Here is a 26191-nt window from a genome sequence, read left to right as displayed (position 1 = left end):
TTTTATGCGCTCGCGGCGCGGGTGGCTCCGGTGTGTTGGGAGCCAATGTTGTCTTTGACCAGCACGCTGCCACGATGGCCGCCGAGGTCGACGATGAGTTCTTTCTTAAAGCCGCGGTCGAATATGTTGTCTTTGATGATGGAGTTCTCCAACTCGCCAATCACGAGGCCATAGTCCGGCGAGGTCAGATCACTTTCGCTGGAGTTGGGGTCATCGGCCGCCACTTCGCCCACGTTGCTGGTCATCACCAGGCCGCGCGCCTTGCGAATTCGCACGTGTGAGGAGTCATAGGGCTGGTCACCGCATCGGGTAGGCTTGCCGTTACGGTAGAAGATATTTCCGGTCATGGTGATCTGCGAGGCGTGCACGCCGTCGCGATCTTTAATGTCGATGGCCGGGCCGCCGGAGCGGTCAAAGAAGTTGCCGGTGATGTTGTAGTGATCGCCGCCGTGGATTTCCAGCCCGGCACCGAAGTTCCACTCCACACGGTTCGCGGTAAAGGTGACGGAGGCGTTCTCCTCGTAGGCACCCAGGCCAGCGCGCTTGTTGCCGGTCAGCCAGTTGTCCATGACAAAGCCGTCCCAGCCGCGCAGCCAAATGCCGTCACCGCCGTTGTGGGAGATCATGCAATGGCGCACACTGAAGCACCAGATGCGCTTAAAATACAAACCGCAGCCAGTGAAGTTATCGATGCGGCAGCGCTCGATGCAGATCGTGGCCTCTTCGCCCCAGCTGCCGTAGTCGTCCTGATTAAGCATGATGCCGTGCGCGTTCTTGCCCTGCTCGCCGCCGTTGAGGCTAAGCCCGTTGATGGTAACGCCGGTTGCGCGGGAGATATTAATCAGGCAGTCGCCTTGCGGGTCGTTGAGCTCCAGGATTGAGCCGCCGACATCGCGGAAGCCCCAGGCGGGATTGCCGACGAGGCTGGTAAACGGGCTCATGCGCAGCGGGCCGGTCATGTAGTGGCCGTCAGGTACGTAAACCGAGCCGCGCGATTGGGCCGCCTTGTCCAGCGCTGCCTGAATCGCTTGCGTGTTGTCTGTTTTGCCATCGCCGACGGCACCAAAGTCGAGAATGTTCAGCATGCTTTGTATTGCAAAGTTAGTGCGCTGCCTTCCAGTGACTTACTGGGCAATCGATGGAAGGAGTGCGGGATAATAAACACATGGGGAGCGTTGAATGACCATTCTCTGCGCTATCTGCGTGTGTGCAATCGACCAGCGCTGAAACATTATTCAAGGAATCAGCGCGTTTTTATTGAATAATGTTTCATTAGGCGGCGCTTGCTGCTACAAAGGTGCTACTTACATTGGGTATTAGACTAATTTAATCCCATGCCGATCCCCCGTATTATTGCTTTTTTCGCCCTCATGCTTATCAGCGCGCATGCTGCCAATGCCCAGGACTGGCTGGATATTGTTGAGTATAAAACAATCGCTGATGGAAAGAATCTCGAGCTGCACATCTGCTATCCGCAGGGGCACACGCCCGATGATAAAAGCCCGGCCGTCATCTTCTTTTTTGGTGGTGGCTGGCGCGGTGGCAAGCCGGGGCAGTTCTATCCTTATATCATCGATTTGGCCAAGCAAGGCGTCGTGGGCATTTCTGCGGAATACCGCACAAAGAGCAGCCACGGCGTGAGCCCGGTGGAGTGCGTGAAAGACGCGAAGTCGGCCGTGCGTTACGTTCGTGAGCATGCCGCGGAAATGGGCATTGACCCGAATCGCATCATAGCGGCTGGCGGATCTGCCGGTGGTCATGTGGCGGCCTGCACCGCCATTAGTGATGCGCCGGAAGAGAGTGGCGAGAACCTTGCGATTAGCTCTCGCCCGGAGGCGCTGATTTTAATCAATCCCGTCATCAGCACTGGCCCGGAAGGCTATGCGCATGGATATGTCACGGCGTCTATTGCCGATTGGCAAAGCATATCACCGCTGCATCGCGTGGACGGCATGCCGCCGACACTGCTGCAAACGGGTGAGGATGACACGACCACACCGCTGCCGCTCCAAGTTCAATTCCAAGAGCAAATGGAAACCGCTGGCCAGCGCTGCGATTTGGTTATTTACCAAGGTGCCGGTCATGGCTTTTTTAACAAACCAGAGTTCCAACCAGAAGCCAAAGAGCAGATTAACACCTTTTTGCGCTCGTTGGGATACATGAACTAACCCCGAATTGATACCCCTGAGCACGCGTCCGCATATTACCCTGAGGGATGTTGCCAAAGAAGCCGGCGTCAGCCTGGCTACGGTTTCGCGCGCCCTGCGGGACGATCCTAGCACCGCACAAAAGACACGCCAGCAGGTGCAGCGCGTCGCGGAGAAGCTCGGCTACCGGCCGGACCCGGCGTTGCAGGTCTTGATCGAGCGACGCTGGCGTGGACGCCGCGCAGATGAGGGGCTGAACCTTTGCTTCATCTACGACAGCACGGCGACAGAGTCCAGCGTAGCCAGCACACAGTTCAAGCGCTTCAAGGAGTCTTCCAAGGCGCTGGGTTACACGCTGATCCCAATCGACATGAGTGAGTTTGCCAACGTGCAAAAACTGATCCATCGCCTGGAGTCGCAGGGGGTGTCGGGCATTGTCTTTTCACTGCTTTCGTCGACCACGTATGACATCAGTGAGCTCTGCCAGCGCTTTGCCGCAGTGAGCATTAACGTGTCGCAGGTCCAGCCCAACTGCCCGATCATCATGCACGACGAGTTTCGCAGCATTGAGAAAGTTTGGAAGCAGTTGGAGGCGCTGGGCTACAGCCGCTTTGGAGTGATCTTCGAGGAATATCCCGATTCGCTGTCGATGGACCAACGCCTCGGCGCGGTCTATTGCCGCCAGCGATTTGTGAAGCCCGCCCGCAACCGCATTCCCATTTTCTTTTACCAAAAGAACGAATCGGACCAGCAGGAGAAGCTCGACCGCTGGCTGAAAAAATACCAGCCCGACGTGCTGCTCGGCGACACGCATCACGAAGTCGAGATGCTGGTAGCTGCCGGGGTGAAAGTGCCGGACGATTTCGCCTTTGCCTCCGTGAACATGTGGGACGCCACGAAGATCGGCGAGATCGCGGGCTACTTCCGCGACAATGTGTTACTCTTTGAGCGCGGCCTGCAACTGCTCAATATGATGGTCCGCTCCGGCGCTACAGGAGCCAGCCAGGGCCAGCTCGTTGAGATGGTGCACGGCGACTGGAAAGACGGTCAGACGTTGCCGGCTTTAACGTAATTGCCCACCTTGGTCTTACTTGATGCTTTCAAGTCGAGGTTGATCGACACTGCTTCACTGTTGATGTAGCCGATGCGAATCGCCTTGGCGGTTATCCGGTGCGCGCCTTCGTTTAGTTGGATGGGCTGGGTGTAGAGCCGCCAGTGGTCGCGGGAGTCATCGGCGTAGCGCCACGCGATCGAGGCACCTTCGGTCGAGGATTCCAGCATCAGCCATGCGGGGGCTTGGTAGTGCTCTTCGGACTGGTAGAAATCGACACCGGGGTGATTGACGTCCACCACGACGGGGAGCGGTGCCGTGGTCTGCGGTTGCTTGCCATCGGGATACCATCGGCGGACCATTTCGAATTCGTTCAGCTCGCTCATGTCGCCAACTTCTCGCAACCAACTATCCAAGCTGTCACGTAGGCGTGATAAAGTGGCGGTAAATTTAGGGTCGGCTGAGAGATCGTTCAGCTCATGCGGATCGGCGTGCGTGTCGTAAAGTTCCTCCGGCGCGCGGCTCGGGGCAAAGAATAATTCTTCCTGCAATTCGTTTAGCTTGCCTTCCGTGCGCAGTCGCCAGATTTCCTGCATGATTGGGTGCTGGTGCATGTAGGGCTGCCAGGCGGCGCGGCATTTTTCCGGAAAGTAATTGCGGATGTATTTATAGCGCTCATCACGGGCACAGCGTACGCGATCGTAGGCGCTGTCCAGTCGGTCGCGTGAGGCGTATATGTATTGGCGAGGCTCATCGGTATGCGGGCCGAAGAACACTTGACCATGGAGATGACGAGGCGGGGCCATGCCGATGGCAGACATCATGGTGGGGGCCAAATCGATGGTGCTGACCAGGCTCTCGTTCACCGTGCCGGGCTCTAGCTGGCCGGGCCAGCGCACGATCATTGGCACGTGCAGCCCGGAGTCGTAGAGCCAGCGTTTGCCGCGCGGCAGCGGGCCGTGGTCGCTCCAGTGGCAGACGATGGTGTTCTCCGCCAGTCCGTCTTCTTCCAATTGGCGTAGCAGTTCGCCGAGGCGTTGGTCGTTGCTGGCGATATTGGAATGCATGCGCGCCATCGCTTCGCGGACACGTGGCGTGTCGGGGAAGTAGGGCGGTAGCTCGACGTCGGCCGGGTCGATCACGAGGCCTTTGCAGTTTTCCTCCCACATGTTGCTTTCGTGGGATTGCTCAAAGTTAAAGACGGCGAAAAACGGCTGTTCGTGGTCGGGCCGATTACGCCAATGCGCTTCAAAGCCGAGCTCATCCCACGCGGTGAGTGGTGTTTCAAACTGGTAATCGGTCTTGATGTTGTTCGTGCAAAAGTAGCCCTCGGCGCGGAGGTATTCCGAAAAACATTTTACATGCGCGGGCAGCACGGCGGAGTAGGGCGTTGGCAGGCCGGGCATGCCCTCTTGCTCGTGGCTGGTGCGCATGTGCTGTGCGCCGACGGAGATGGCATACATACCAGTGATGACTCCTGCACGTGCGGGCGCGCAAACCGGTGCGCTTGAGTAGGCATTGGGCCAGATGCAGCCCTCGGCGGCGAGCTGATCGACGTTCGGCGTTTGGGCAACCTTGTCACCATAGCAACCGTAGCATGGGTTACTGTCTTCGAAAGAGATCCAGAGGATGTTGGGGCGCTTGCTCATGTGCAGTTCTAATTCTCGTAAAGGTTACGATTGTAAAATCACACGTTAGTGGGGCAACCGACCCGCATTGTAACAATATCCAATGCTCGCCGTATTTTATGTTTATTGACTAAATCGGCGGCTCAAGAATGGGCTTTGTATATGGTTCCAATGTTGGTGAATTGAACCACGTCTGCCTAGATCTATTAATAGGAGACGTTAATACCTCTTAAACCCGATACTCATTATGAATAAGATACTCCTCCTCGGCCTTTCCTCCTGCTTTGCCTTGAGCGCAAACGCGGTGACCATCGTTAGCAGTGTTTCTGACCTAACCTTCGCCTACAGCGGCGGTGCCAGTGAAGCTGGCTCCAGCGCAGGTTCGCTCAGCATTGAGTCGGCTAAGAATAGCGATGCCATTGCCAGCCTGCCCGCGAGCTACGAACTCGGTGTTGGCGAAACGATGACCATTTCTTTCGACATGCAGTTTGATAACGTCTTGGCGAGCACTAGTTCGACTTTTGACATTCGCTTTGCTGATGGGTTGACCTTTTACGGCGTCCGCCTGAATCCGGTGACGACTACCAACGCAATCACCTTCGACGAAACCTCCAATACCAACCTGGGTAAGTTTAGCACGGACGCAGGAATGGGCACGAATGTGAATACACTCACTTTCGAGGTCGAACGGACCGGCTTGGAGGAAATGACGCTGAGCTTTTCCAGCCCTCAAATCTCCTCAACTGAGCGTTCGCGAACCAGCACTGGTGTTCCGGTTGATTCGGTATTTAGCCAGTTGGCATTCGAGTTCACCGGAAGCGGTTGGAACGAAGACTTTGGTGGCAGCATGGCGATCGCAACCATCACGAATCTCACCATCGACACGACTGGCACGGTGATCCCCGAACCTTCAACCTACGCCATGATGATTGGCGCTTCGGTCTTGGCCCTCGGTATTATGCGCCGCCGCAAGCAGTAAGATTTTTTGTTCATACAATATCTCGTGTATGAAGCGACGTGGGCTGGGGGGCTCACGTCGTTTTTTTTGGGCCCATTCGCTGGAGGCTTGAGTTACACCTATGTGTTTCGTGGTAGTTTATGCATAGGCAAACTAACACGAAACCTATGCCTTTCGTGACACGAAACACCTAGTCAAACGGTCGCGAAACCCAGGTGTATCGTGTCGCATTGCCTACGTGTATCGTGCCGCGAAACCTAGAGCATTTTTCATCTAACTTGGCCGAATCAGGTGGGGATGAGATTGGATGCAGCGCAAGGCGGCATTTCAATCATGGGCTTCCAGCCCGCTCGGGCAATGAGCCCTTACGAGGACAATGCCCGCGTGGTGGTTTGGTTCGCCGTCATCCGAAATTAGCACGAGGGATCACTTACTTTGTAAAACAAAGTAGCAGCTGGCGACTGCCAACTGCTACTGATGGAAAGGACTGTTTGGAGGTGATTAGCGCAAGGTAATGCTGTTCAGCTTCAGGCGGACCGGGGCTTTGTGCATGCCGATGAATACGCGGACCTCTTCGACTTGCGACGGATCGAAATTGGGGATCGTCGGGTCGATCGGAATGGACAGCGTAGCGGTCTCGCCGGGTGCGATGGGCGACTTGGCGCTGGAGGCGCGCTTGTTCTGCTGGCTGTGGCCGGGGTTCGCAATGAAGGCGAAGGTTTTAACCGTCTCGCTGCTTTCGTTGGTCAGAGAAACATCGACGGCCGTCTTGCCGGTTAAGTTCCAAAGAGAGGTTTCGCCGTGGGGGAAGAATTGCACGCTTGGCCAGCGACTGCTCAGCTCGAAGTCAAGGTAGAGCGATTCACCATCGGGCGATGCGTTGACGGATGCAAAGCGCAGCTCGACATCGGTGTTGGTCAACTGGCCGACTTCCAGTAGGGATTCACCGGAGGCTGGAGTGGCGGTTGCGCCCGCCGGGGCGGCGGTGTTGGCTTTGCCTGGTTGACCTTGGGGGGGAGCGGTGTGGCCGGCCTTCGGAATGTAGATGATCTGGCCCTTGCCGGTGCTGCCGGTTTCGAAGCCCTTGTTGGCGGGCTGGGTGGAGGCTTGCGGTGCGGTCGGGTTTGGCGCGGCACCGGGTATCTTGACTCCCTTGATGCTGTCGATGCGGAGCTTAGAAGGTGCGCTTTGCTGCTTGTCGATAAAGATGCGCAGGGAGTTGATCACATCGGGCGTGAAGGGATACTCCGGGTTGGCGAAGGGGATGTGTAGCGTCTTGGTGGCACCCGCAGGCAGGTATTCGTTGGCACCGGCGCGCTTGCGCTGGGCGCTGGTATCGCCGGGATTGGTCACGAAGGCGTGGGCGCGGATTTGCTCGCTGCCTTCGTTGGTCATCGTGATGTCGATGGCGTTGTAGGCGGAGAGATTCCAAGGCGTGTTGCCGGGACCGTAGAAGTCAACGCTCGGCCATTTTTTGCTCAGCTCGAAATCCAGGATGAGGTCGTCACCATCTCGGGTGACGCTGGCAAAGCGGGTGTTCAGACCGGCAATATCAACTGCAGCGAGATCGATCATGACATCGCCTTGGCCGAGCTTCACCGTTTCACCATCATAGGCTGGCGTTGCTTCGACGGGCTGCTCATAGGCCTTGAAGTATTCCAGCATCTGGCTCTTCAGCTTGGCGGCGGCATCGGCATAGGCCGGGTTGTTGGCTTGGTTGACGGTTTCCAGTGGGTCCTTTTCGTAGTCGTAAAGTTCGATGAACTCCACCAGTGACGGATCAAAGGGCATTGTGGTGCGCCAGTCGTTGCGCATCCACATGACGTAGCGGTAGCGCTCATCGCGCAGGGCGTAGCCCATGATGTCGCGTTGGCGGTTGTATTGGCTGATGGCGTAGTCCTTTACCTTGGCGTTCTCGTTTTCGAGAAGTGGCACCAGGCTGGCACCTTCCAGTTCATAGGGCTCTTCCAGATTGGCGAGCTCCACAAGGGTTGGGAAAATATCGACAAACTCCGTCATCCCCTCGGCGCGGCCGGGCTGGTAGCCGGGGGCGTGAATGATGAGCGGCGAGCGTGTGGCCTGCTCGAAGTTACTGTGCTTGCACCACATGTCGTGGTCGCCGAGGTGCCAGCCGTGGTCACCCCAGAGAACGACGATGGTGTTGTCGGCCAGACCGAGCTTATCGAGAGAGTCCAGCACGCGGCCGATTTGGGCATCGATATAGGAAACGCAGGCGTAGTAGCCGTTGATCAGCTCGCGGGCCTGGTCATCTTCGATGGACTTATTCCAGTCGCGGGTGACGTCGCTGTAGGAGCGCAGCTCACCGTATTTGTGGTAAACCCAGTCGGGGGTGTTCTCGGCGTGTTCGCGAAATTCGGCCAGCGGCAGGCTGTCGCGGTCATACATGTCCCAATATTTTTTGGGCGCGACAAATGGCAAGTGCGGCTTCATGAAACCGACGGTCAGGAAGAACGGCTCTTTGGTCTGGGCGTATTGCTCAAGCTGGTCGATGGCCCAGTTGGCCAGAGCGCCGTCGGCATAGGCGTCGTCGGGAATGTCGAGGCCTTCGGTGGACGGCATGGCGTTATGCTCGGCCATGTAGCTTGCGCGTTCGCGCCAGTTGTTGATGCCCTTGTCGATCATTTCGTTGTAAACCTCCTGCTCGTGGTCGCCCTGGTAAAAGGCGTTGTCGTGCGCGGGTACGGGGAAACCATCGGCGTAGGGCAGGTCTTTCTTTGAGGTGAAGGGGACGGACCAGGACTCCGGATGCTCGCCGCGAGCGCCGTGCATGACTTTGCCCGAACCGGCTGTGGTGTAGCCGTTTTCCTTGAAGAGCTGCTGCATGGTCACGGCGTCCGGGTTGGAGTCCTGAATCTGTGTGCGCAGGTCCCAGACTTTGGTCGAGTCTGGTCGCAGCCCGGTGAACATGCTCATGCGCGACGGCGCGCAAATGGCCTGCTGACAGTAGTTGTTGAGCATGATGGTGCCGCTGTTGGCGAGGCGGTCGATGTTAGGCGTGATGGCGAGCGAATCGCCGTAGGCACCGATGCTGGGCTTAAGGTCGTCGACCGACAAAAACAGCACGTTAGGGCGCTCGGCGGCTTGCGCGCTCAGGCCAATGAATAACGCGGCGCACGCCAGCGCCAAGCGGGGAATAGACAATGAAAACTTCATAGGGAACAATCTCGGATTTACTTTACGACAGCCTGATCCGCGCTTTGTGCGATGACAATGTCTGCCCGATGAAACATTATCCATTGGTTTGCTCAAGTCAGGTCGGATGAGTGTATTGCTTTTCCCCATTCGGTTCAACGGACGGGGCTTTTCAATTGGTAAGGGGGCGACAAGCTGAAGAGCATCCCATATCCCATGAAATTGACCTCCCTGATCCTCCTGGCCTCGGCCCCGCTTCTGGCGCATGCCGAGGAGAAACTAAGCGTTTACTTTATCGGCAATAGCCTGACGGCGAGCACTACGCTGGACCGCGTGCATGCGCTGTTTGCCGAGCGCGATATCGACCTGCAATTTGGCTCCCAGCTTTCTGGTGGCAAGAGCCTCTTCCGGCATTTGCATTACAAAGACGAGCCCGACCAGAAGTGGCTATCCTGGGAAACGAATGTCGCCAGTGGCAGCACGTTTGAGCCGGACCCAAACCCGTATGACGCGAACGTGGGTGAGCGCTTTGGCCGCCACGATACGGCGCTGACGCAGCACCACTGGGATGCCGTGGTGATGCAGCCCTTTCTCAGCTCGATGAACAGCACCTATGCCGGGGCCAATGCATTTATCGACATGGCCTTGGCGCATCAGGCCAGCGACACGTTTTATATCTACGCCACCTGGCCGCGACGCTCCAAGGACAAGGCGACGAAGCAGCCCATCAACCTCGACTACCCGGGCGAGTGGCAGGCGCGATACACGGCGACGATAGAGGACACGCAGTGGACCGCGAAAAACCATGCTGCCTCGCGCGACTTCTTCGAGCAGTTGCTGGGGTATTTAAACGAAGCGCATCCGGACCTGAAGCAACCCGTGCGCATCATCCCCGCGGGCGATGTGCTCCTGGCGATCGATGCCAAAATCAAGGCGGGCGACTTGCCTGGGCTGGACGTGCTAGCCAAGGAAAAGCCTAGCATGCTGCCCGGTCTGGATCAGGACACCAGCTTCGCCGATGGCGTAAATATTCTCTATGCAGACGCCGTGCACCTAAACCCGATTCCGCACAAAGTGGAGACGCTGGGTATCTTCATTTCCGGCTCGACTATATTTACCGTAATCAGCGGACAGAACCCGGTGGGCATGAGCGCGGCAGCCTACGGCCTGGACGCGCCGCAGTATCAAGAACTGGTGCGCGCGGTGCAGCAGACCATCTGGGACGTGGTTAGCCGCGATCCATTCACTGGGGTTAAACAATACTAGTAATGGGCTAAAAAAGTTGCCCGGCGTCACTTGATTTTTAGTTGACTTTGTCTATGGTTGGCAGCGTCCCTAGTCGCCTAGGGGAAGCTGCATGCCAACACGGGAGAACATACATTACGACGCCAAGCCGTTAGTCCATTTTATCCGATGGGGATTGTTTTTTATTGGCGGATTGTTGGCAGGTTGCGTCTCGGAGAAGGAGGTGGAGCCGCCCGTGCAAATGCCAGCCGCGTTTAGCCAAACCGGTGTCGGGGCTGCCCCTGACCAATGGTGGACCGCGTTCAACGACCCGGAGCTCAATGAACGCATCGAGCGCTCGCTGTCGTTCAACCTGACGCTGGAGGCCGTGTGGCTGCGCTTGCAGGAAGCCGAGGCGGTCATTACGCGTGAGGCCTCCTCGCTCTACCCGAGCATCGATGCCGTTTTCGAGGGCGAATACACCGGTGGCGATTTGAGCTCCCAGCAGCTCGGGGCCGGGCTGACGGCCTCTTACGAGCTCGATCTGTGGGGGCGGATTCGCTCACTGGTCGATGCCGAGCGCTACCGTGCGCAGGCGACGTATTTTGATTACCAAACGGCCGCGCTCACCCTCACGGCGACGGTTGCCGCGACCTACTACCAGCTCGTCGAAGCGCAGAACCAGCGTGACTTGTTATTGGAGCAAATCGGCGTGAACGAGAAGGTTTATGATTCGCTGAAGGCGCGCTTTAGCAGTGGGTTGATTCGCAGCGCAGACATCTTGCGGCAGCAGCAATTGATCGAGGCAACGCGGGAGCAGGTCATTGTGGAAGAGGCGCGCATTGGGATCTTTGAAAACGCACTAGCCGTGCTGGAGGGCTTGCCGCCGGAGTCGGGTAAACCGTCACTGGATGAGGCCTTGCCCGAGCTGCCGCCGATGCCGTCCACGGGAGTGCCGGCGGAGCTAATTCAACGCCGTCCGGATGTGCAGTCGGCCTACTTTTTGGTGAAGGCGGCCAACGCCGATCTGGCTGCGGCAATCACCAATCAGTATCCGCGCATCTCACTGAGCGCGTCGCTGCTAACCGTTGGCGAGAATCCGTCTGACTTGTTTGGCTCGTGGATTCGGTCCATCGCCGGGCAGATCGTGGCACCGGTTTTCGATGCGGGGCGCCGCGCGGCGGAGGTGGATCGCAACGAGGCACTGGAGAAGCGACGCGTCATGGAATACGGGCAGGTGGTGCTCGATGCTTTGCAGGAAGTGGAAGACGCCCTCGTGCGCGAGCAAAAGCAAGTGGAGCGCCTCGCCAGCATTCGTGAGCAGTTGCGCCTGGCTCGCCTGTCCTACCAGCGTTTGCAGATTGAGTATTTTAACGGCGTCACCGAGTTCCTGGATGTGCTGACTGCGCTGATCGAAGAACAGCGGCTACAGCGTCAGTTGCTGGAGGGGCAGCGCACTTTAATCGAGTTCCGCATTGCGCTGTATCGCGCTTTAGCGGGAAGCATTGAAACGGACCGCGAGCTTGTTGCCGCGTTGGTCAAAGAAACCGAAGAAGAGGAGTATGAAGCATGGCTAAAGAGGGAGAGACCGGGCAATCCCCAAAGAAACCGCTAAACTGGAAGTTAACGGTTTTCGTGTGCGTCATCATCGCCCTGGTGGCGGTGGGCCTGACCGTGCTAATCAAAAGCACCGAGCCGAGCGCGCAGCGCGAGGGTGCCAGCAAGAAGACCGCCATGCTGGTGGAAGTGCTTGAAGTGGAGCAGGGCAACTTCCGCCCGCAAATCGTGGTCATGGGGCTGGTTCGCGCGCGGGATGACGTCATGCTCAGCCCCCGCGTGAGCGGTGAGATCATTGAGCGCTCGTCGAATTTTACCTCCGGTGCCCAAGTCCGCAAAGGCGAGATGCTCGTGAAAATTGACCCGGCTGATTATGAAATACAAGTCGCGCAGCGGGAGAGTGCGTTGCACCAGGCCGAGGCGGATTTAGCCATCGAGATGGGCCGTCAAAATGTGGCCAAGCTCGACTACGAACTGCTCGATAAAGACATCGTGACCGGCAACGAAAACCTTGTGCTGCGCAAGCCGCAGCTCAACGCTGCCAAGGCGGATGTGGAAGCCGCGCAGGCCATGCTCGATCAAGCGAAACTGGAGTTGGAGCGTACCACGCTACGCGCGCCATTTGACGCACAGGTGCTCTCACGCAATGTAGCGGTGGGCTCGCAAGTTTCACCGGGAGACGACTTGGGCCGGCTCGTGAGCACCAGCCGCTATTGGGTGACGGCGACGGCACCGCTGACGAAGCTTCCCTACATTGACTTTGCATCGCAAAGTGAAGGAGAGGGATCGCTGGCAAAAATTCGCAATCGCACCTCGTGGCCGACTGGTGTCTATCGCGAAGGCCGCGTGGATAAATTGATTGGCGCGCTCGACGAAGGCACGCGCCTGGCCCGGATCAACGTGGGCGTAGAAGACCCCCTCGCATTGACCGAAGCAAACGCGGGCAAGCCGCCGCTAATCATCGGTTCGCTGCTCGAGGTGACCATCGAAGGGCGCGAGATCGAGAACGTCGTGCGCCTGGATCGCGCCTACTTGCGGGAGGATGACACCGTGTGGGTGATGCAGGATGGCACGTTGAATATCCTGCCCGTGGTCGTGGAGTTTCGCGACGCGGACTACGTCTACATCAGCGAAGGTCTCCCGGGTGATGCCAAGGTCGTCACGACGAGTTTGAGCTCAGTCGTTGACGGCGCACCGCTGCGAACCCAAAACAACGCGGGAGGCGCGACAGCGCAATGAGCGGCGGCGGAGCAACGACGGACCCGGACCCGCGGGGCGGCACCATCGGCTGGATGGCGCGGAATCCAATCGCGGCAAATTTGCTGATGGTCATCTTGCTCTTTGGTGGGCTGGGCACGGCTTATTTCATGCAGAAGGAGGTGTTGCCCGAGTCACAGTTGGACGTTGTCCAAGTGAGAGTGCAATATCCGGGAGCCGCGCCGGCGGAGGTCGAGCAAGGCATCCTCATGCCAGTCGAGGAAACGGTGCGCGGTGTCGACGGCATCAAGGAAATTACCTCGGTGGCGCGGGAGGGCTCGGGCACCGTTACGATTGAACTGGTCAGCGGCACCGATCGCATGCGCGCGTTTCAGGATGTTGATCAGGCGGTGAGCCGCATCCGAACATTTCCCGACGACATTGAGGAGCCGGAAGTTTCACTGCAAAGCCAACAGCGCGAAGTGCTCGAAGTAGTGCTCTATGGCAACGTCGATACCTGGATGCTGCGCAAGCTTGGCGAGCAACTGCGCGACCGGTTTATCAGCGATCCGCGCATCACGCAGATTGAGTTGGGACGCGCGGCGGACTATGTGACGCACGTGGAAATTTCGCGCGCCAAACTGCGCGAGTACAAGCTCACCCTGGGCGACGTGGCTGACATCATTGAGCGCAGTAGTGACGACGTGGCGGCAGGCTCGGTGGAGACACGGACCGGCGAAATTCTTTTACGCGTGAACGAGCGCAAGCAGTGGGCGGAGGAGTTTGGCGATATCGAAATCCTGGCGTCGCCGACGGGGGCCAGCGTGCGCCTGGCCGACATCGCGACGATTTACGATGGCTTCGAGGAGGGAAGCTTTCACTCGCAGTTTAACCAGACGCCGTCGATGGAGCTGAATATCTTCCGCATCGGCAATCAGTCACCGCTGGAAATCGCTGAGGCGGTGGAGGAGATCATGGCCGACTTCGAGCAGACATTGCCCGATGGTGTGCTGTGGCGCATCGACAGCAACGCGGCAGAAGAGTACAGCCAGCGCCTTTCCCTGCTCGTGGAAAACGGCTTGATGGCGGCGGTGATCGTGCTCGGGATTCTCGCCATATTCCTGGAGCTGCGCCTGGCCTTCTGGGTGATGATGGGCATGAGTATATCCTTCATCGGTGGCATCATGTTCTTACCGCTGATCGATGTGAGCATCAACATGGTGTCGATGTTCGCCTTCATCGTGGTGCTCGGTATCGTCGTGGATGACGCCATTGTCGTGGGGGAGAATATTTACGAATACCGCCAGCAAGGCATGGACTTCATGACGGCGGCCATTCGTGGCGCGAAGGAAATTTCCGGGCCGGTCGTCTTTAGTATCATTACGAACATCGTCGCGTTTATTCCGCTGCTGTTCATCCCGGGAACGACGGGGAAGTTTTGGTGGCCTTTACCCGCGGTGGTGATCGTCGTGCTGACCGTGTCGTTGTTCGAGGCGCTTTACATTCTACCGGCGCACCTTGGTCACGTGAAAGAGGGCGGGCACGGTAACAAAGTCGGCGCGAAGCTACACCGTGTTCAGCAAAAATTCTCGAACGGCTTTTCCTGGCTGATCAACACGCACTACCGGCGCTTGCTGGACCTTAGCTTACGCAATCGCTACATCACGATCGCACTCGCTGTCGCGCTGTTCTTTGTGGTGGGCAATTACGCGACGAGCTCGCACATGGGGATGATTAACATGCCCGAGGTCCCGGCAGACGAGATCGAGGCGGGCATCCGTTTGCCCGTGGGCATTACGCCAGACCAGTCCGCACGAATGGCGGAAGACGTCACCGCTGCGACGCGCCGTATGTTTGATGAGCACAATCTGGACCGTGTGGCCGAGGGCATCAAAACCAACGTCCGGCGGGGCAACTTTATCGACGTGGAAATTGTCATGCGGCCCCCGGATGAGCACGACATGACGGCGGCCGAGGTGATCCAACTTTGGCGCGACGAGATCGGTGACATCCCGGGCGTTGACCAGATAACCTTCGAGGCCGAGAGCGGACCCGGCGGCTGGCGCAAAGACATCAGCATCGACCTTTCGCATAACGACATCGAGACCCTGGCGCGCGCCAGCAAGGAATTCGTGGAGCGCGCCCGCGCTTTTAACAACACCGTCGATGTGAATGATAATTACAACAAGGGCAAGAAGCAGATCGATTTCAAGCTGCGGCCGGAGGGGCGGGCGTTGGGCCTAACCTCATCGGATGTCGGCCAGCAGGTGCGCGATGCGTTTTACGGAGCCTTGGCCAAGCGCCAACTGCGGGGCACCAACGAGATCGAAGTGCGCGTGAAGCTGCCCCTGGAAGAGCGGAAAGATTTGCACAACCTGGAAGACCTCGTCATCCAGGCCCCGGACGGGACGGAGGTGCCGCTGCTGGATGTGGTCGACGTCTCTTATGGCGAGGCGTTTACGTCGATCAATCGCCGTGATGGTCGTCGCGTGGTGGAGGTTTCGATGAATGTGGAGCCGAAGCGCGCGATGGGGCAGGTGGTGGATGCTTTTCAGAAAGAAACGCTTCCGCAACTGCGCGCGGATTTCCCCGGACTTACGTGGACCTTTGAAGGCAGCCAAGCCGAGATGGCGGAGTCGAAGCAGGTGCTTTACGGCGGCCTGGGGCTGGCGCTGTTTGTCATTTACGCGCTATTGGCGGTCGCCTTCGGCAGTTACATGCAGCCGCTGATCGTGCTGATCGCGATTCCGTTTGGCGCAATCGGAGCGGTGATCGGTCACATGATTCTGGGCTACGATTTGTCGCTGATCAGCCTGATGGGCATCATCGCGCTGGCCGGGGTGGTGGTTAATGACTCGCTGATCATGGTCGACTTCGCCAACCGCAAACGCAGCGAAATGAGCGCCTTTGAAGCGGTCCGCCAAGCGGGGCTTCGGCGTTTTCGGCCTATCGCGCTGACGACGTTTACCACCGCCGGCGGCTTGATCCCGATCATCATGGAGCGCTCGTTGCAGGCGCAGTATCTGATACCGATGGCGATCTCCCTCGGAGCGGGCATTGTCTTCGCCACGGCGATTATTCTGCTACTAGTGCCCTGTCTTTACATGGCGCTGGAGGATGCCAAGGAGTTCCTGGGGTTGACCAGCGGGGAGTAACTTGAAATTCACAGAATCGTCATTTTCCACTTTACTTTACTAAATGGTCAAGTATTGTTCTGACCATGGGACGCACCAGCAACGCCAAGCAAAAACTGATCGACGCCATTATCGACCTGATGTGGGAGCGTTCCTATGGCATGGTGACGATCGACCAGATTTGCCAGAAGGCGGGCGTGAAGAAGGGTAGCTTTTACTACTTCTACAAGTCCAAGAGTGAGCTGACGATGGAGGCCCTCGAAAACTACTGGGAGGAGAACATCCGCGATAAGCTGGATTCTATCTTTTCGCCCAGTAAGAGCGGGGTGCAGCGCCTTATTGATCACGCGGATTTTAAGTATCAGCGCACGAAGGAACTCCAGCGGGAAGATGGAAAAATACTGGCCTGCTGCCTGTTTACCGTTGGCCAGGAAATGTGCAATGTGGACGAAGAACTACGGGACAAAGTCCTGGATTTCATGTCCCGGCACGAGCGCTATTTTATCGCCGCGGTGCGAGACGCCGCCAGCGAAGGACTCATCGATACAGATGATGTCGAAGGAGTCGCCTCTAGCATTTATAGCTGCTACGAAGGCATGTTTGCCCGGGCCCGCATTGCGAATGACCCGGAAATCATGAAGGACCTCAAGTCCAGCTACCTCCGCATTCTTGGAGTCAAACAGCCTGTCGCGTAACGGGGCTTAGCCCTATTCGCGATTAAAGCAAAAAAGTTTACCCTTCGACTTGAAATACCAAGATTCTTTACTATCTAGTCATCTATTAAAACAAATGTTTGAAATGCTGCTGAACCAAATTTCAAGACTGAGAGGGGCTGTCGCCGTTGCGGGCGTGGTGCTTGCGGGGTGCACGGTGGGGCCGGATTACAAGGCACCGGAGTATGCGGCACCCACGAGCTATTCCGGCTTGCTGGACCAGGATGGCGACGTCGTGCAGATGCCGGAGTCTGGCCAATGGTGGGACGTGTTTAACGACGCCGAACTGAGCGCGCTCATCGAGCAGGCCAATGTGGAAAACCGCTCACTGCGCGCTGCGTTCAATCGCTGGCAACGGGCGGAAACGCTGATCCGCCGGGAGGAAGCCGAGGGCTTACCACAGGTCGGTGCCGAGGCCAGCTACACCCGCGAAAAGCTGAGCAAGGAAACTTTTACTAATTACAACGACACTACGCAGAATGTTTACAATCTGGGTGCGGCGGCCGCGATGGAAATTGACCTCTTTGGCCGGGTGCGTCGCCTGGTGGAAGCCGCGGCGGCCGATGCCGATGCCGAGCGCGAGGCTCTGGCCGATCTGCGACTGTTTATCCAGACCGAAGTCGCGATCACTTACTACCAGATACGCGCCATCGAATCGCAGATTGCCAACGTCGAGGGGAGCATCGGCACACGTCAGCAGTCGCTGGATGTCGTCGTTAAGCGCTTCGAAGGCGGTGCAGTGAGCGAGCTGGATGTCGCGCAGGCCGAGTCGCTATTGGCTAGCACGCGTTCGGATTTGGCTCAGCTGAAGCGTCAGCAGGCAGTGCTGGTCAATGCGCTGTCCGTGTTGACCGGCCAACCGGCACCGGAGTTTTCGCTGGCAGTCGCGCCGCTGGAAGGCTATCCGCCAATGGTGCCAGCCGGTATCCCGTCGGAGTTGCTTTTGCGCCGACCAGACATCCGCCAGAGCGAACGGGCACTGGCCGCGGCAAACGCCCGCATTGGCGTGGCGACGGCGAATTTTTATCCGCGCGTCAGCATCGCGGGTGACATTGGTTTATCGGCGCTGGATGCGGCGCAGTGGTTCAAATCGAGCGCGGGCTTCTGGGCGATATCGCCACAGGTTTCGGTGCCGCTCTTTGAGGGCGGTCGCCTGCGGGCCAACTTGGACGAGAGCGAGCTGGCCTACACGCAGTCCGTCGCGGAGTATGAGCAGACCGTGCTCGACGCCTTTGCCGAGGTGGAGAACGCACTCGACTCCTGGCAATGGCTGCGCATCCAGCGCGAGGCCGAGATTGCCTCCAGCGAAGCGGCTTTACGCGCCCAACGAATTTCCAGTGAGCAATACGACGGCGGCCTGATCGACTACACGACCGCCCTGGATTCCGAGCGAACCGCGCTCGACAGTGAACGGCGCCTGGCGATTGCCACGGGCCTGGAATACGTGAATGCCGTGCGCCTGGTGCGGGCGATTGGCGGCAGTTGGTAATTTAATTTTTGAACATTCTACACCTGCGAGTATCATGACTACCAAACCTATTTTTGCCTTCGCTGCGCTCGCGGCGACTATCATTTTAGCGGGCTGCCAGGAAGAGGCACCCGCCGCCCAAGAGCGTCCGCCGTTGGATATTAACGTCGCATCGCCAGAGGTGCAGTCTCTGATCGAATGGGCCACATTTACCGGCCGTCTGCAAGCGGTGGAGGATGTGGACATCCTCGCCCGCGTGAGTGGCTATCTGGACTCGGTCCATTTCGAGGAAGGCCAACTGGTGGAGAAGGGCGACTTGCTCTTTGAGATCGACCCGCGTCCTTTTCAGGCGGAGGTCAATCTCGCCAAGGCACGTCTGGCGCAGGCCGAGGCGGCCAAGACCTTGAGCGACGCCAATAAAAAGCGCGCGGAGGACCTTATCCGCTCCAATGCGATTTCCCGCGAGCAGCTGGATATCCGCAACAGCGAGGCGCTGCAAGCCGAGGCCGATGTGATGGCGGCGCAGGCGGAGCTGGAAGCGGCCGAGCTCGACCTGGAGTTCACACGCATCAAGGCACCGATCACCGGCATTGCCGGTCTTTACGGAGTCACCGAGGGTAATCTTGTTCGTGGCGGCGAAGGCCAGGCGACCTTGTTGACAACCGTCGTGCCACAGGACCCGATTTACGTTTACTTCGATGTGGACGAGCGCACCTACCTGCAAGGAATCCGCCGGATTCAGTCGGGTGAGTTGCCCGGTCGCGCGGACAACGGCCACATGCCGGTGGAGATCCAGCTCTCGGACGAGAATGATTTTAACCACAAAGGCGTGATCAACTTTAAGGACAATCAACTGACGCCCGGCACCGCGACGATGCGGGTGCGCGGTCTGCTGGAAAATCCTGATGGCTTGCTGACGCCGGGCATGTTCGCCCGTGTGCGCACACCGGCTTCCAAGGAAGCCGAGCGTATCCTGATACCGGACTTGGCAGTGCTGACTGACCAGGAGTTGAAATATGTTTGGGTCGTTGGCCCAGATAACATCGTGCAACGCCGAACGGTAGAAGTCGGCCCGTTGCACGGCAAGCTGCGCACGATCCGCTCTGGCCTTGAAGCCAATGAGCGGGTGGCGGTTTCCGGCATCCAGTTTCTCCAGCCGGGCATGCCGGTGACGCCGCGCGAAAACGCCGGTCAATAATATCTCCCAACACCCGGAGTCATGAATATTTCCCACTTCTTTATCGACCGGCCGCGCTTTGCCGTGGTGCTTTCGCTGGTGATTATGATCATCGGCGGGCTGTCGTATTTTAGCCTGCCCACGGCGCAGTTCCCCGAGGTATCGCCGCCCACGGTAGTGGTGCGCGCCAGCCTTCCGGGCGCAACGCCGGAAACTTTGGCCGATACCGTTGCCGCTCCGCTGGAGCAGGAGATTAACGGCGTCGAAAACATGATCTACATGGCCTCGTCGAGTACGGCGGACGGCTCAGTGCAGATAACGATCACCTTCGAGCTCGGGACCGATCTCGATACGGCGCAGGTGCTCGTGCAGAACCGCGTGGCCGTGGCGGAGCCGAGATTGCCCGAGCAGACGCGGCAGATCGGCATCACCGTGGAAAAGAGCGTGCCGGACTTGCTGCTCGTTGTGCAAATGTATTCGCCGGACAACTCGTTGGACCGCGAATACGTGAGTAACTACGCGATCCGCCAAGTGCGTGAGTCGCTGCGCCGCATTGATGGCGTTGGCGCGGTGCGCACCTTTGGTTCGCGCGAATATAGCATGCGTGTGTGGCTCGACCCGGAGCGCATGGCGAACCTGGAGATCACCACTGGCGACATCGTGGACGCGCTGCGCGAGCAAAACGTGCAGGTGGCCGCGGGCATCATTGGCCAGGAGCCGCGGCAGAGCGACAGCGCCTACCAACTGAGCGTCAGCACGCTCGGCCGCCTAAGCACGGTGGAACAGTTTGAAGACGTGGTCGTCAAGCGCGACGACGCCGAGGGGGCCGTGGTGTTTCTGCAAGACGTTGCCCGCATCGAACTGGGTGCCGTTGACTACAACGTGAACAATTACATGGGCACGACGCCCGCCGTCGCGATGCCCATTAACCAACGCCCGGGCTCCAACGCGTTGGCGACTTCGCAGCGTATCCGCGAAGAAATGAAGGAGCTGGAAAAATCGTTTCCGCCCGGCTTAGCCTACGACATTATCTACGACCCGACGGTGTTCATCAGCGAGTCGATTGACGCCGTTTTCCACACGATCCTCGAAGCCATCGTGCTCGTGGTGATCGTGATCATCGTGTTCCTGCAATCGTGGCGTGCATCCCTGATTCCACTCACGGCGATCCCGGTTTCGTTGATCGGCACGTTCGCGGCGATGGCGGCGTTGGACTTTTCCATCAACAACCTGACGCTGTTCGGCATGGTGCTCGCCATTGGTATCGTGGTGGACGACGCCATTGTCGTGGTGGAGAACATTGAGCGAAACCTCGACCAGGGTTTGTCGAACCGCGATGCCGCACGCAAGGCGATGACAGAGATTACCGGGCCGCTGATTTCGGCGACGCTGGTGATGGCGGCGATCTTTATACCGACGGCGTTTCTGCCCGGCTTGACCGGCCAGTTCTATCGCCAGTTCGCGTTGACGATCGCGATCTCTGTGGGCATTTCCGGATTCGTTTCGCTGACGCTGAGCCCCGCACTGGGCGTGTTCCTACTGCGGCCTCATGGCGCGAAGCCGGACTTTATTCAGCGCATTATCGACTTCTGCTTTGGCTGGTTTTTCAAAGCGTTCAACTGGGCCTTCGGTCGCTTCACCAACGGGTATTCCAACATCATTCAGCGCTTCGTGCGGATGGGCTTTATTGCCTCGTTGATCTTTGTCGGGCTGCTGGTGCTAACGGGCTGGGGCTTCAAACTCGTGCCGGGTGGCTTCGTGCCGCCGACGGACCAGGGCTACGGCATCGTCGTTTTGCAACTGCCCGATGGCGCTTCACTGGAGCGTACGGATGAACTGGTGCAAGAGGTGGCGGGCCGCGCTCTGGAGATCGACGGCATTGCCAATGTGGTCGCCTTTGCTGGCTTTAACGGCGCGACCTTTGCCAACTCGACCAACTCCGCAGCGATCTTTACGCCCTTCGATCCATTTGACGAACGCAAGGACCCAGAGCTGAGCGGTGAGGCTATTTTGGGGCGTTTACAAGCGAGCCTGGCCGATATTCGCGACGCCTTCGTGATTGTGATTCCGCCGCCCTCGGTGCGCGGCATCGGTAACGGTGGCGGCTGGAAAATGCAGGTGCAGGATCGCGCGGGTCTGGGCTATACGGCACTGCAAGACGCGACGATGCAGCTGATGATGGCGGCCAATCAGGAGCCCGGGCTTAACCAGGTCTTCACGCCGTTTCGCGCGAACGTGCCGCAACTGTATGTGGAGGTCGACCGCGAAAAGGCAAAGATGCTCGACGTGCCGTTGAGCAACATCTTCCAGACGCTACAGGTGTTCCTCGGCTCGCTGTATATTAACGACGTCAACCTCTTTGGTCGCACCTATCGACTCACGGCGCAAGCGGAGTCAGAATTCCGCGACGAGGCCGAGGATATTTCCCGGCTGAAAACGCGTAATGCTGCCGGGCAGATGGTGCCGTTGGGCTCACTGGTGGATGTCCAATCCATTGCTGGTCCGGACCGCGTGGTGCGTTACAACCTGTTCCCGTCCGCGGAGTTACAGGGCAATACCTCGCCTGGTTACAGCACGGGGCAATCGCTCGAAACGATGGCGCGACTGGCCGATGAAATATTGCCGCCGGGCATGAGCTTTGAGTGGACCGATCTGGCTTATCAACAGGAGAAGGTGGGCAACTCCAGCCTGTATATTTTCCCCTTGGCGGTGCTGTTCGTGTTCTTCGTGCTCGTGGCGCAGTATGAGAACTGGTCGCTGCCGCTGGCGGTGATTATCATCGTGCCGCTCTGCTTGTTTGGTGCGATCTGGCTGATCTGGCTGCGCGGCATGGATAACAATATCCTGAACCAAATCGGCTTCGTGGTGTTGATCGGCCTGGCGGCGAAAAACGCGATTCTAATCGTGGAGTTCGCCAAGCAGCAAGAGGACGCCGGAGTCGATACGCATACGGCGGCCAGCGAGGCTTCGCGCCTGCGCTTGCGGCCGATCCTGATGACCTCGTTTGCGTTCATTCTGGGCGTGGTGCCGCTGATGATCGCCTCGGGTGCCGGCTGGGAAATGCGTCAGGCTCTGGGCACACCGGTCTTTGGCGGTATGCTGTTCGTTACTCTGGTCGGTATCTTTTTAACGCCCGCCTTTTACGTGATGATACGCAAGCTGACCGCTGGCCGCAGAGGAGCGGGCGGCTAAGCCGCGACTTTTTCACTTTTCAGGTGATTATTGATGTGCACCCGGGCCTGAATAGGCCCGGGTGCTGTTTTTTACAGTTTAGGTAGATGTCATGAAAAATGCTTCTTAGAGGTTGCCCACGGAGGGCCGGATGCCTATCACTCGAAATTCTGCTGTAATAAAATGACAAAGCTGGACTACATTTCACTGGGGCTGATTTTCTTCTCTGTGATCATCATTGTGCTGGGAGTGGTGAAGATTCACTGCTATCCTGGCAAGGTGGCGGAAGACCGCGGGCACCCGCAAGCGAAGGCGATCGAGGTGACGTCGCTGCTCGGTCTGTTGATCTTTCCACTGTGGATGTTGGCTCTTGTTTGGGCCTATTCGAATGCGATCATTGGCAAGATGTATCGCGAGGAGCCGGTTAAGGAACCCAAGCCAGCCAAGCCGCTACCGGAGTTTTTAGAAAAGCATCGCAAGCACCACCACGAGGCACCCAAGGCTGAAAAGTCTGAGCCGAAGAAACCAACCAAGGAGCAGAAGTAGGGACCCATGGAGCTGCTAGTCACGATCGCCTATTTCTTTTTCATCCGGCTGCTGTTTTTTGATTACAAGCTGCTGCCGTGGAATCTCTTTACGCAATTCATTGTGTTTGGCTTGTATGCCGCAGCGGCGCTGACCGAGGTGCTGCTGCTGGGGCAATTTACGCCCTACAGTAAATTTGCCTTCGTGCAAAATTACGTGGTGCAGATGGCTCCGGAGTATGGTGGCCGCGTTGAGGAAGTTTACATCCACGCCAACGAACCCGTGAAAGAGGGCGACCCGCTCTTTAAGATGGATCCGAAGCCATGGGAAGACCGCGTGAAGAAACACCAGGCCGAGTTGGTGCTCGCCAAGGCCCAGGTTGCGACTCAACTGGCTCAGATCGATGAAGCTAAAGCACGCGTTGAGCAGGCCAAGGCCCAAGTCGAACTCGAAAAGGAAAAGCTCGAAGAGCTCACCGCTGCGAATAAGAAGAACGCCGTCGCCACCATACGCATTCAGCAGCAGCAGCAGACATTGAAAAACGCCGAGGCGCAACTGGAGGTCAACATCGCGACCTTGCGCTCGGCCAACATTGCCTACGATGCGATGATGGACGGGCAACACGCAAAGGTGGCCGAGATCGAGGCCGAGCTGGCACTTGCGCAATATAATTTAGACCAGGTCATCATCCGCGCGCCGTCCGACGGCTATGTGCCGAACATGCAGCTTTATCCGGGATCTTTCATCCGTATGAAGCAGCCGGTGATGCCGTTCGTCAACGATCAGGAATACTGGATCGTGGGTGAGTTTGATCAGCGCGGCATGCAGCATGTGCGCGTGGGAGACAAGGCCGAGGTGGCTTTTGCCATGTATCCAGGGAAGGTATTTGAAGCCGAGGTGATCAGCATCGGTTGGGCTTCCTATGGCGCTCAAGGTACGCCCAGCGGCATGATCCCGCACGAGGGTATGAACCACCCGAGTCTGGGTTACGCCATGCGGCTTAAGATTACGAACGAAGATCCGGACTATCCCATTCGCTTTGGCTCGGCAGCGCTAATCGCCGTTCACTCGAAGAAGGCGATCGATTTATTGGTCGTTTTGCGACAAATCGAAATCCGTTCCGAGAGCTACCTGAACTACCTGTTCAACCCCTTCTAAGCGGCTATGTGTTTCGAGTTGAAAAAATCGGGACGCTGGCTGGGGGCCTTGGCGGCAGTTGCCTTTTTAGGTGGCTGCACCGTGGGTGAGGATTACAAGGAGCCGCAGATCGAGACCCCTGACGCCTGGCATAACGCCATCATGCAGGAGGCCCCGGATGAACCCTCGGCACCGATTCAGGCCTGGTGGGAAATTTTCAATGACCCGGTGCTCAACGAGCTAATCGAGCAGGCGCGCGAGTCCAACCTGACGGCTGAGGCTGCGCTCGTTAGCGTGCGCGAGGCACGGGCTAGGTTGGCGTTCACCGGTGCTCAGAATTTGCCCGAGGTCGGTGCGCGGGCGCGGGCTTCCTCGACTAAGCTGAGTGATAACGGTGCCCTGAGCCAGGTAGCTCCGCCGGGTGGATTTAAGTCGCAGGGAATGATGGTTTTCGGCCTGGACGCGGCATGGGAAATTGACGTTTTTGGCCGCATTCGCCGTGAGGTGGAGGCCGAAAGCGCGCGCTACGAGGCATCAGTCGAGAGCTACCGTGATGTGCTGGTGTCACTCTATGCAGAGGTCGCGCTGGCGTATATCGAGATACGTTCCAGCCAGGCGCATATCGCCAAGGCCACGCAAAATATCGACGCGCAAACTAAGTCTCTGGACTTAACTGAAGAACGCTTTCGCGACGGCCTGACATCCGCGCTGGATATCGAGCAGGCGAAGTCGAACCTCTATGCGACTCAGGCCGCAATCCCAATGTTTCGCATTCGGATGAATCAGGCCTACAACCGGCTGACGGTTCTTTGCGGCAAGGACATCGACGAGCTGCAAACGATGATTGGCGACACTGGAGTCATGCCGCAGCCCGCCATGAATCTCTCCGTCGGCGTGCCGGCGGATCTCCTGCGTCAGCGCCCGGATGTTCGACGTGCCGAGCGTGAGATCGCAGCTGCCACTGCGATGATTGGTGCTGCTACGGCAGAGCTTTACCCGCGCTTTGCGCTGAAAGGTTCGATTGGCTTGGAGTCGCGTTCGGCCAGCAGTTTGTTTGATTCGTCGAGTGTCGTCTGGACGGCGGCCGCGCCGATTCACTGGAACATCTTTACTGCCGGTCGCACGCTCGACAATATCGAGATCAAGAAAGAGGAGACCGAAAAAGCGATTCTGAATTACCGCAACACCGTGCTCGAAGCGATGGAGGAGGTCGAGAACGCACTGGTCAGCATTAACGAATACCGGACGCGGTTTTCATTGCTCAATAATGCGACCTCGGCCACGGATATGGCCGTCGAACTTGTGACGACGCAGTATGAAAACGGGCTGACGGATTTTAACAACGTGCTCGATATGCAACGTGCGCTTTACGAGCAGCAAACACGACTGGTTTCGAGCCAAACCGACTCGATGAACAGCATCGTAGCGCTTTATAAAGCCTTGGGCGGTGGTTGGCTTTCGGTGACCGAAACGGACATCATCGAAGACGCCGTCAACGTGCAGTAAAAGCACAATTTTTCGGCCATTAATCTGCGGTTAATGGACCATGCTTATAATGGGGTTATCCTGAATCGGAGCACCTGCTCTGGTTTCGCTTTAATCGCTTCGTTTACCTTGGAGCGTCCCCAATATTTGCGACATGAAATACGCACTATTCTTTTCCGCAGCCATCACACTCTCGCTCCACGCCGATGTCCAGCTAACGACCTGGATTACGGACAACTCGACCAAATATGCGCGCGTGTATGAAACCATTGCCGCGCGCGACGCGATAGCGATCCGGCCGTCACCGATTCAATCCGCCACGCTCGTGAACATCACTGATCGCACCTCGACCACGGCAACGGCCTGGACGATTAATTAAGCGGAGGGTGAGTCGCATGTCTCTACCTCGGGCAAGTTGCAGATCGCTGACTTTGCTGCTATGGCTGTGCCTTAGTTCCTGCGCGAT

General features: G+C 57.9%; 18 protein-coding genes. 15 read left to right on the top strand and 3 right to left on the bottom strand.

Annotated elements, in window-relative coordinates:
• Window positions 1-2 precede the first annotated feature (2 nt).
• Window positions 3-1085 (bottom strand): right-handed parallel beta-helix repeat-containing protein, encoded by a 1083-nt coding sequence (locus O3S85_RS12105; RefSeq protein WP_269540641.1) that lies wholly within the window; start codon window positions 1083-1085, stop codon window positions 3-5.
• A 249-nt stretch (window positions 1086-1334) separates the two neighbouring features.
• Between O3S85_RS12105 and O3S85_RS12100 the strand changes: the two genes are divergently transcribed.
• A complete protein-coding gene (locus O3S85_RS12100; RefSeq protein ID WP_269540640.1) occupies window positions 1335-2168 on the top strand; it encodes an alpha/beta hydrolase in 834 nt (277 codons plus the stop codon).
• Window positions 2169-2175: 7 nt separating this feature from the next.
• Window positions 2176-3219, top strand: a complete 1044-nt coding sequence (locus tag O3S85_RS12095; protein ID WP_269540639.1) for a LacI family DNA-binding transcriptional regulator — start codon at window positions 2176-2178, stop codon at window positions 3217-3219.
• On the opposite strand, the gene O3S85_RS12090 is transcribed toward O3S85_RS12095, so the two are convergent.
• A complete protein-coding gene (locus tag O3S85_RS12090) occupies window positions 3195-4847 on the bottom strand; it encodes a sulfatase-like hydrolase/transferase (protein WP_269540638.1) in 1653 nt (550 codons plus the stop codon). The two genes, O3S85_RS12095 and O3S85_RS12090, sit on opposite strands and share 25 nt — an antisense overlap.
• Before the next feature lie 226 nt (window positions 4848-5073).
• Here O3S85_RS12090 and O3S85_RS12085 point away from each other — a divergent pair, with 226 nt between their 5' ends.
• Window positions 5074-5805, top strand: coding sequence for a PEP-CTERM sorting domain-containing protein (locus O3S85_RS12085; RefSeq protein ID WP_269540637.1), 732 nt, complete (start codon window positions 5074-5076; stop codon window positions 5803-5805).
• Window positions 5806-6285: 480 nt separating this feature from the next.
• Here O3S85_RS12085 and O3S85_RS12080 read toward each other — a convergent pair whose 3' ends face one another.
• Window positions 6286-8958 carry a sulfatase gene (locus tag O3S85_RS12080; protein WP_269540636.1) on the bottom strand — a complete coding sequence of 891 codons (2673 nt, stop codon included), beginning with the start codon at window positions 8956-8958 and terminating at the stop codon, window positions 6286-6288.
• Window positions 8959-9153: 195 nt separating this feature from the next.
• Here O3S85_RS12080 and O3S85_RS12075 point away from each other — a divergent pair, with 195 nt between their 5' ends.
• The 12 genes from O3S85_RS12075 (at window position 9154) to O3S85_RS12020 (ending at window position 26104) form a co-directional block, all read left to right on the top strand.
• Window positions 9154-10203: a hypothetical protein gene (locus tag O3S85_RS12075; RefSeq protein WP_269540635.1), complete on the top strand. Its 1050-nt coding sequence runs from the start codon at window positions 9154-9156 to the stop codon at window positions 10201-10203.
• Between the two features lie 91 nt (window positions 10204-10294).
• Entirely contained in the window at window positions 10295-11776 is a 1482-nt protein-coding gene (locus O3S85_RS12070; protein ID WP_269540634.1) for an efflux transporter outer membrane subunit, read from the top strand.
• A complete protein-coding gene (locus O3S85_RS12065; protein ID WP_269540633.1) occupies window positions 11731-12957 on the top strand; it encodes an efflux RND transporter periplasmic adaptor subunit in 1227 nt (408 codons plus the stop codon). Before O3S85_RS12070 ends, O3S85_RS12065 begins: the two co-directional genes overlap by 46 nt.
• Complete coding sequence (locus tag O3S85_RS12060) at window positions 12954-16070, top strand: efflux RND transporter permease subunit (RefSeq protein WP_269540632.1); 3117 nt, start codon at window positions 12954-12956, stop codon at window positions 16068-16070. The genes O3S85_RS12065 and O3S85_RS12060 overlap by 4 nt, the downstream gene beginning before the upstream one ends.
• 65 nt (window positions 16071-16135) lie before the next feature.
• Window positions 16136-16744, top strand: coding sequence for a TetR/AcrR family transcriptional regulator (locus tag O3S85_RS12055; RefSeq protein ID WP_269540631.1), 609 nt, complete (start codon window positions 16136-16138; stop codon window positions 16742-16744).
• Window positions 16745-16838: 94 nt separating this feature from the next.
• Complete coding sequence (locus tag O3S85_RS12050; RefSeq protein WP_269540630.1) at window positions 16839-18251, top strand: efflux transporter outer membrane subunit; 1413 nt, start codon at window positions 16839-16841, stop codon at window positions 18249-18251.
• 34 nt (window positions 18252-18285) lie between these two features.
• Window positions 18286-19428: an efflux RND transporter periplasmic adaptor subunit gene (locus O3S85_RS12045; protein WP_269540629.1), complete on the top strand. Its 1143-nt coding sequence runs from the start codon at window positions 18286-18288 to the stop codon at window positions 19426-19428.
• Window positions 19429-19449: 21 nt separating this feature from the next.
• Window positions 19450-22599, top strand: coding sequence for an efflux RND transporter permease subunit (locus O3S85_RS12040; protein ID WP_269540628.1), 3150 nt, complete (start codon window positions 19450-19452; stop codon window positions 22597-22599).
• 162 nt (window positions 22600-22761) lie between these two features.
• A complete protein-coding gene (locus O3S85_RS12035; protein WP_269540627.1) occupies window positions 22762-23124 on the top strand; it encodes a DUF3302 domain-containing protein in 363 nt (120 codons plus the stop codon).
• Window positions 23125-23130: 6 nt separating this feature from the next.
• Window positions 23131-24261 carry an HlyD family secretion protein gene (locus O3S85_RS12030; RefSeq protein WP_269540626.1) on the top strand — a complete coding sequence of 377 codons (1131 nt, stop codon included), beginning with the start codon at window positions 23131-23133 and terminating at the stop codon, window positions 24259-24261.
• A gap of 18 nt (window positions 24262-24279) precedes the next feature.
• Entirely contained in the window at window positions 24280-25746 is a 1467-nt protein-coding gene (locus O3S85_RS12025; RefSeq protein ID WP_269540625.1) for an efflux transporter outer membrane subunit, read from the top strand.
• 133 nt (window positions 25747-25879) lie between these two features.
• A complete protein-coding gene (locus O3S85_RS12020; RefSeq protein ID WP_269540624.1) occupies window positions 25880-26104 on the top strand; it encodes a hypothetical protein in 225 nt (74 codons plus the stop codon).
• Window positions 26105-26191 lie beyond the last annotated feature (87 nt).

Source organism: Cerasicoccus sp. TK19100, from assembly GCF_027257155.1.
GTDB classification, from domain to species: Bacteria; Verrucomicrobiota; Verrucomicrobiia; order Opitutales; family Cerasicoccaceae; genus Cerasicoccus; species Cerasicoccus fimbriatus.
The sequence above is the reverse complement of the archived record's forward strand: the minus strand, read 5'-3'. Positions and strand labels throughout refer to the sequence as shown.

Bases quoted from the DNA above. Each gene is read 5' to 3' on its own strand.
- O3S85_RS12105 (WP_269540641.1), bottom strand. From the start codon at position 1,085: ATGCTGAACATTCTCGACTTTGGTGCCGTCGGCGATGGCAAAACAGAC.
- O3S85_RS12100 (WP_269540640.1), top strand. From the start codon at position 1,335: ATGCCGATCCCCCGTATTATTGCTTTTTTCGCCCTCATGCTTATCAGC.
- O3S85_RS12090 (WP_269540638.1), bottom strand. From the start codon at position 4,847: ATGAGCAAGCGCCCCAACATCCTCTGGATCTCTTTCGAAGACAGTAAC.
- O3S85_RS12085 (WP_269540637.1), top strand. From the start codon at position 5,074: ATGAATAAGATACTCCTCCTCGGCCTTTCCTCCTGCTTTGCCTTGAGC.
- O3S85_RS12080 (WP_269540636.1), bottom strand. From the start codon at position 8,958: ATGAAGTTTTCATTGTCTATTCCCCGCTTGGCGCTGGCGTGCGCCGCG.
- O3S85_RS12075 (WP_269540635.1), top strand. From the start codon at position 9,154: ATGAAATTGACCTCCCTGATCCTCCTGGCCTCGGCCCCGCTTCTGGCG.
- O3S85_RS12070 (WP_269540634.1), top strand. From the start codon at position 10,295: ATGCCAACACGGGAGAACATACATTACGACGCCAAGCCGTTAGTCCAT.
- O3S85_RS12065 (WP_269540633.1), top strand. From the start codon at position 11,731: ATGGCTAAAGAGGGAGAGACCGGGCAATCCCCAAAGAAACCGCTAAAC.
- O3S85_RS12060 (WP_269540632.1), top strand. From the start codon at position 12,954: ATGAGCGGCGGCGGAGCAACGACGGACCCGGACCCGCGGGGCGGCACC.
- O3S85_RS12055 (WP_269540631.1), top strand. From the start codon at position 16,136: ATGGGACGCACCAGCAACGCCAAGCAAAAACTGATCGACGCCATTATC.
- O3S85_RS12050 (WP_269540630.1), top strand. From the start codon at position 16,839: ATGTTTGAAATGCTGCTGAACCAAATTTCAAGACTGAGAGGGGCTGTC.
- O3S85_RS12045 (WP_269540629.1), top strand. From the start codon at position 18,286: ATGACTACCAAACCTATTTTTGCCTTCGCTGCGCTCGCGGCGACTATC.
- O3S85_RS12040 (WP_269540628.1), top strand. From the start codon at position 19,450: ATGAATATTTCCCACTTCTTTATCGACCGGCCGCGCTTTGCCGTGGTG.
- O3S85_RS12035 (WP_269540627.1), top strand. From the start codon at position 22,762: ATGACAAAGCTGGACTACATTTCACTGGGGCTGATTTTCTTCTCTGTG.
- O3S85_RS12030 (WP_269540626.1), top strand. From the start codon at position 23,131: ATGGAGCTGCTAGTCACGATCGCCTATTTCTTTTTCATCCGGCTGCTG.
- O3S85_RS12020 (WP_269540624.1), top strand. From the start codon at position 25,880: ATGAAATACGCACTATTCTTTTCCGCAGCCATCACACTCTCGCTCCAC.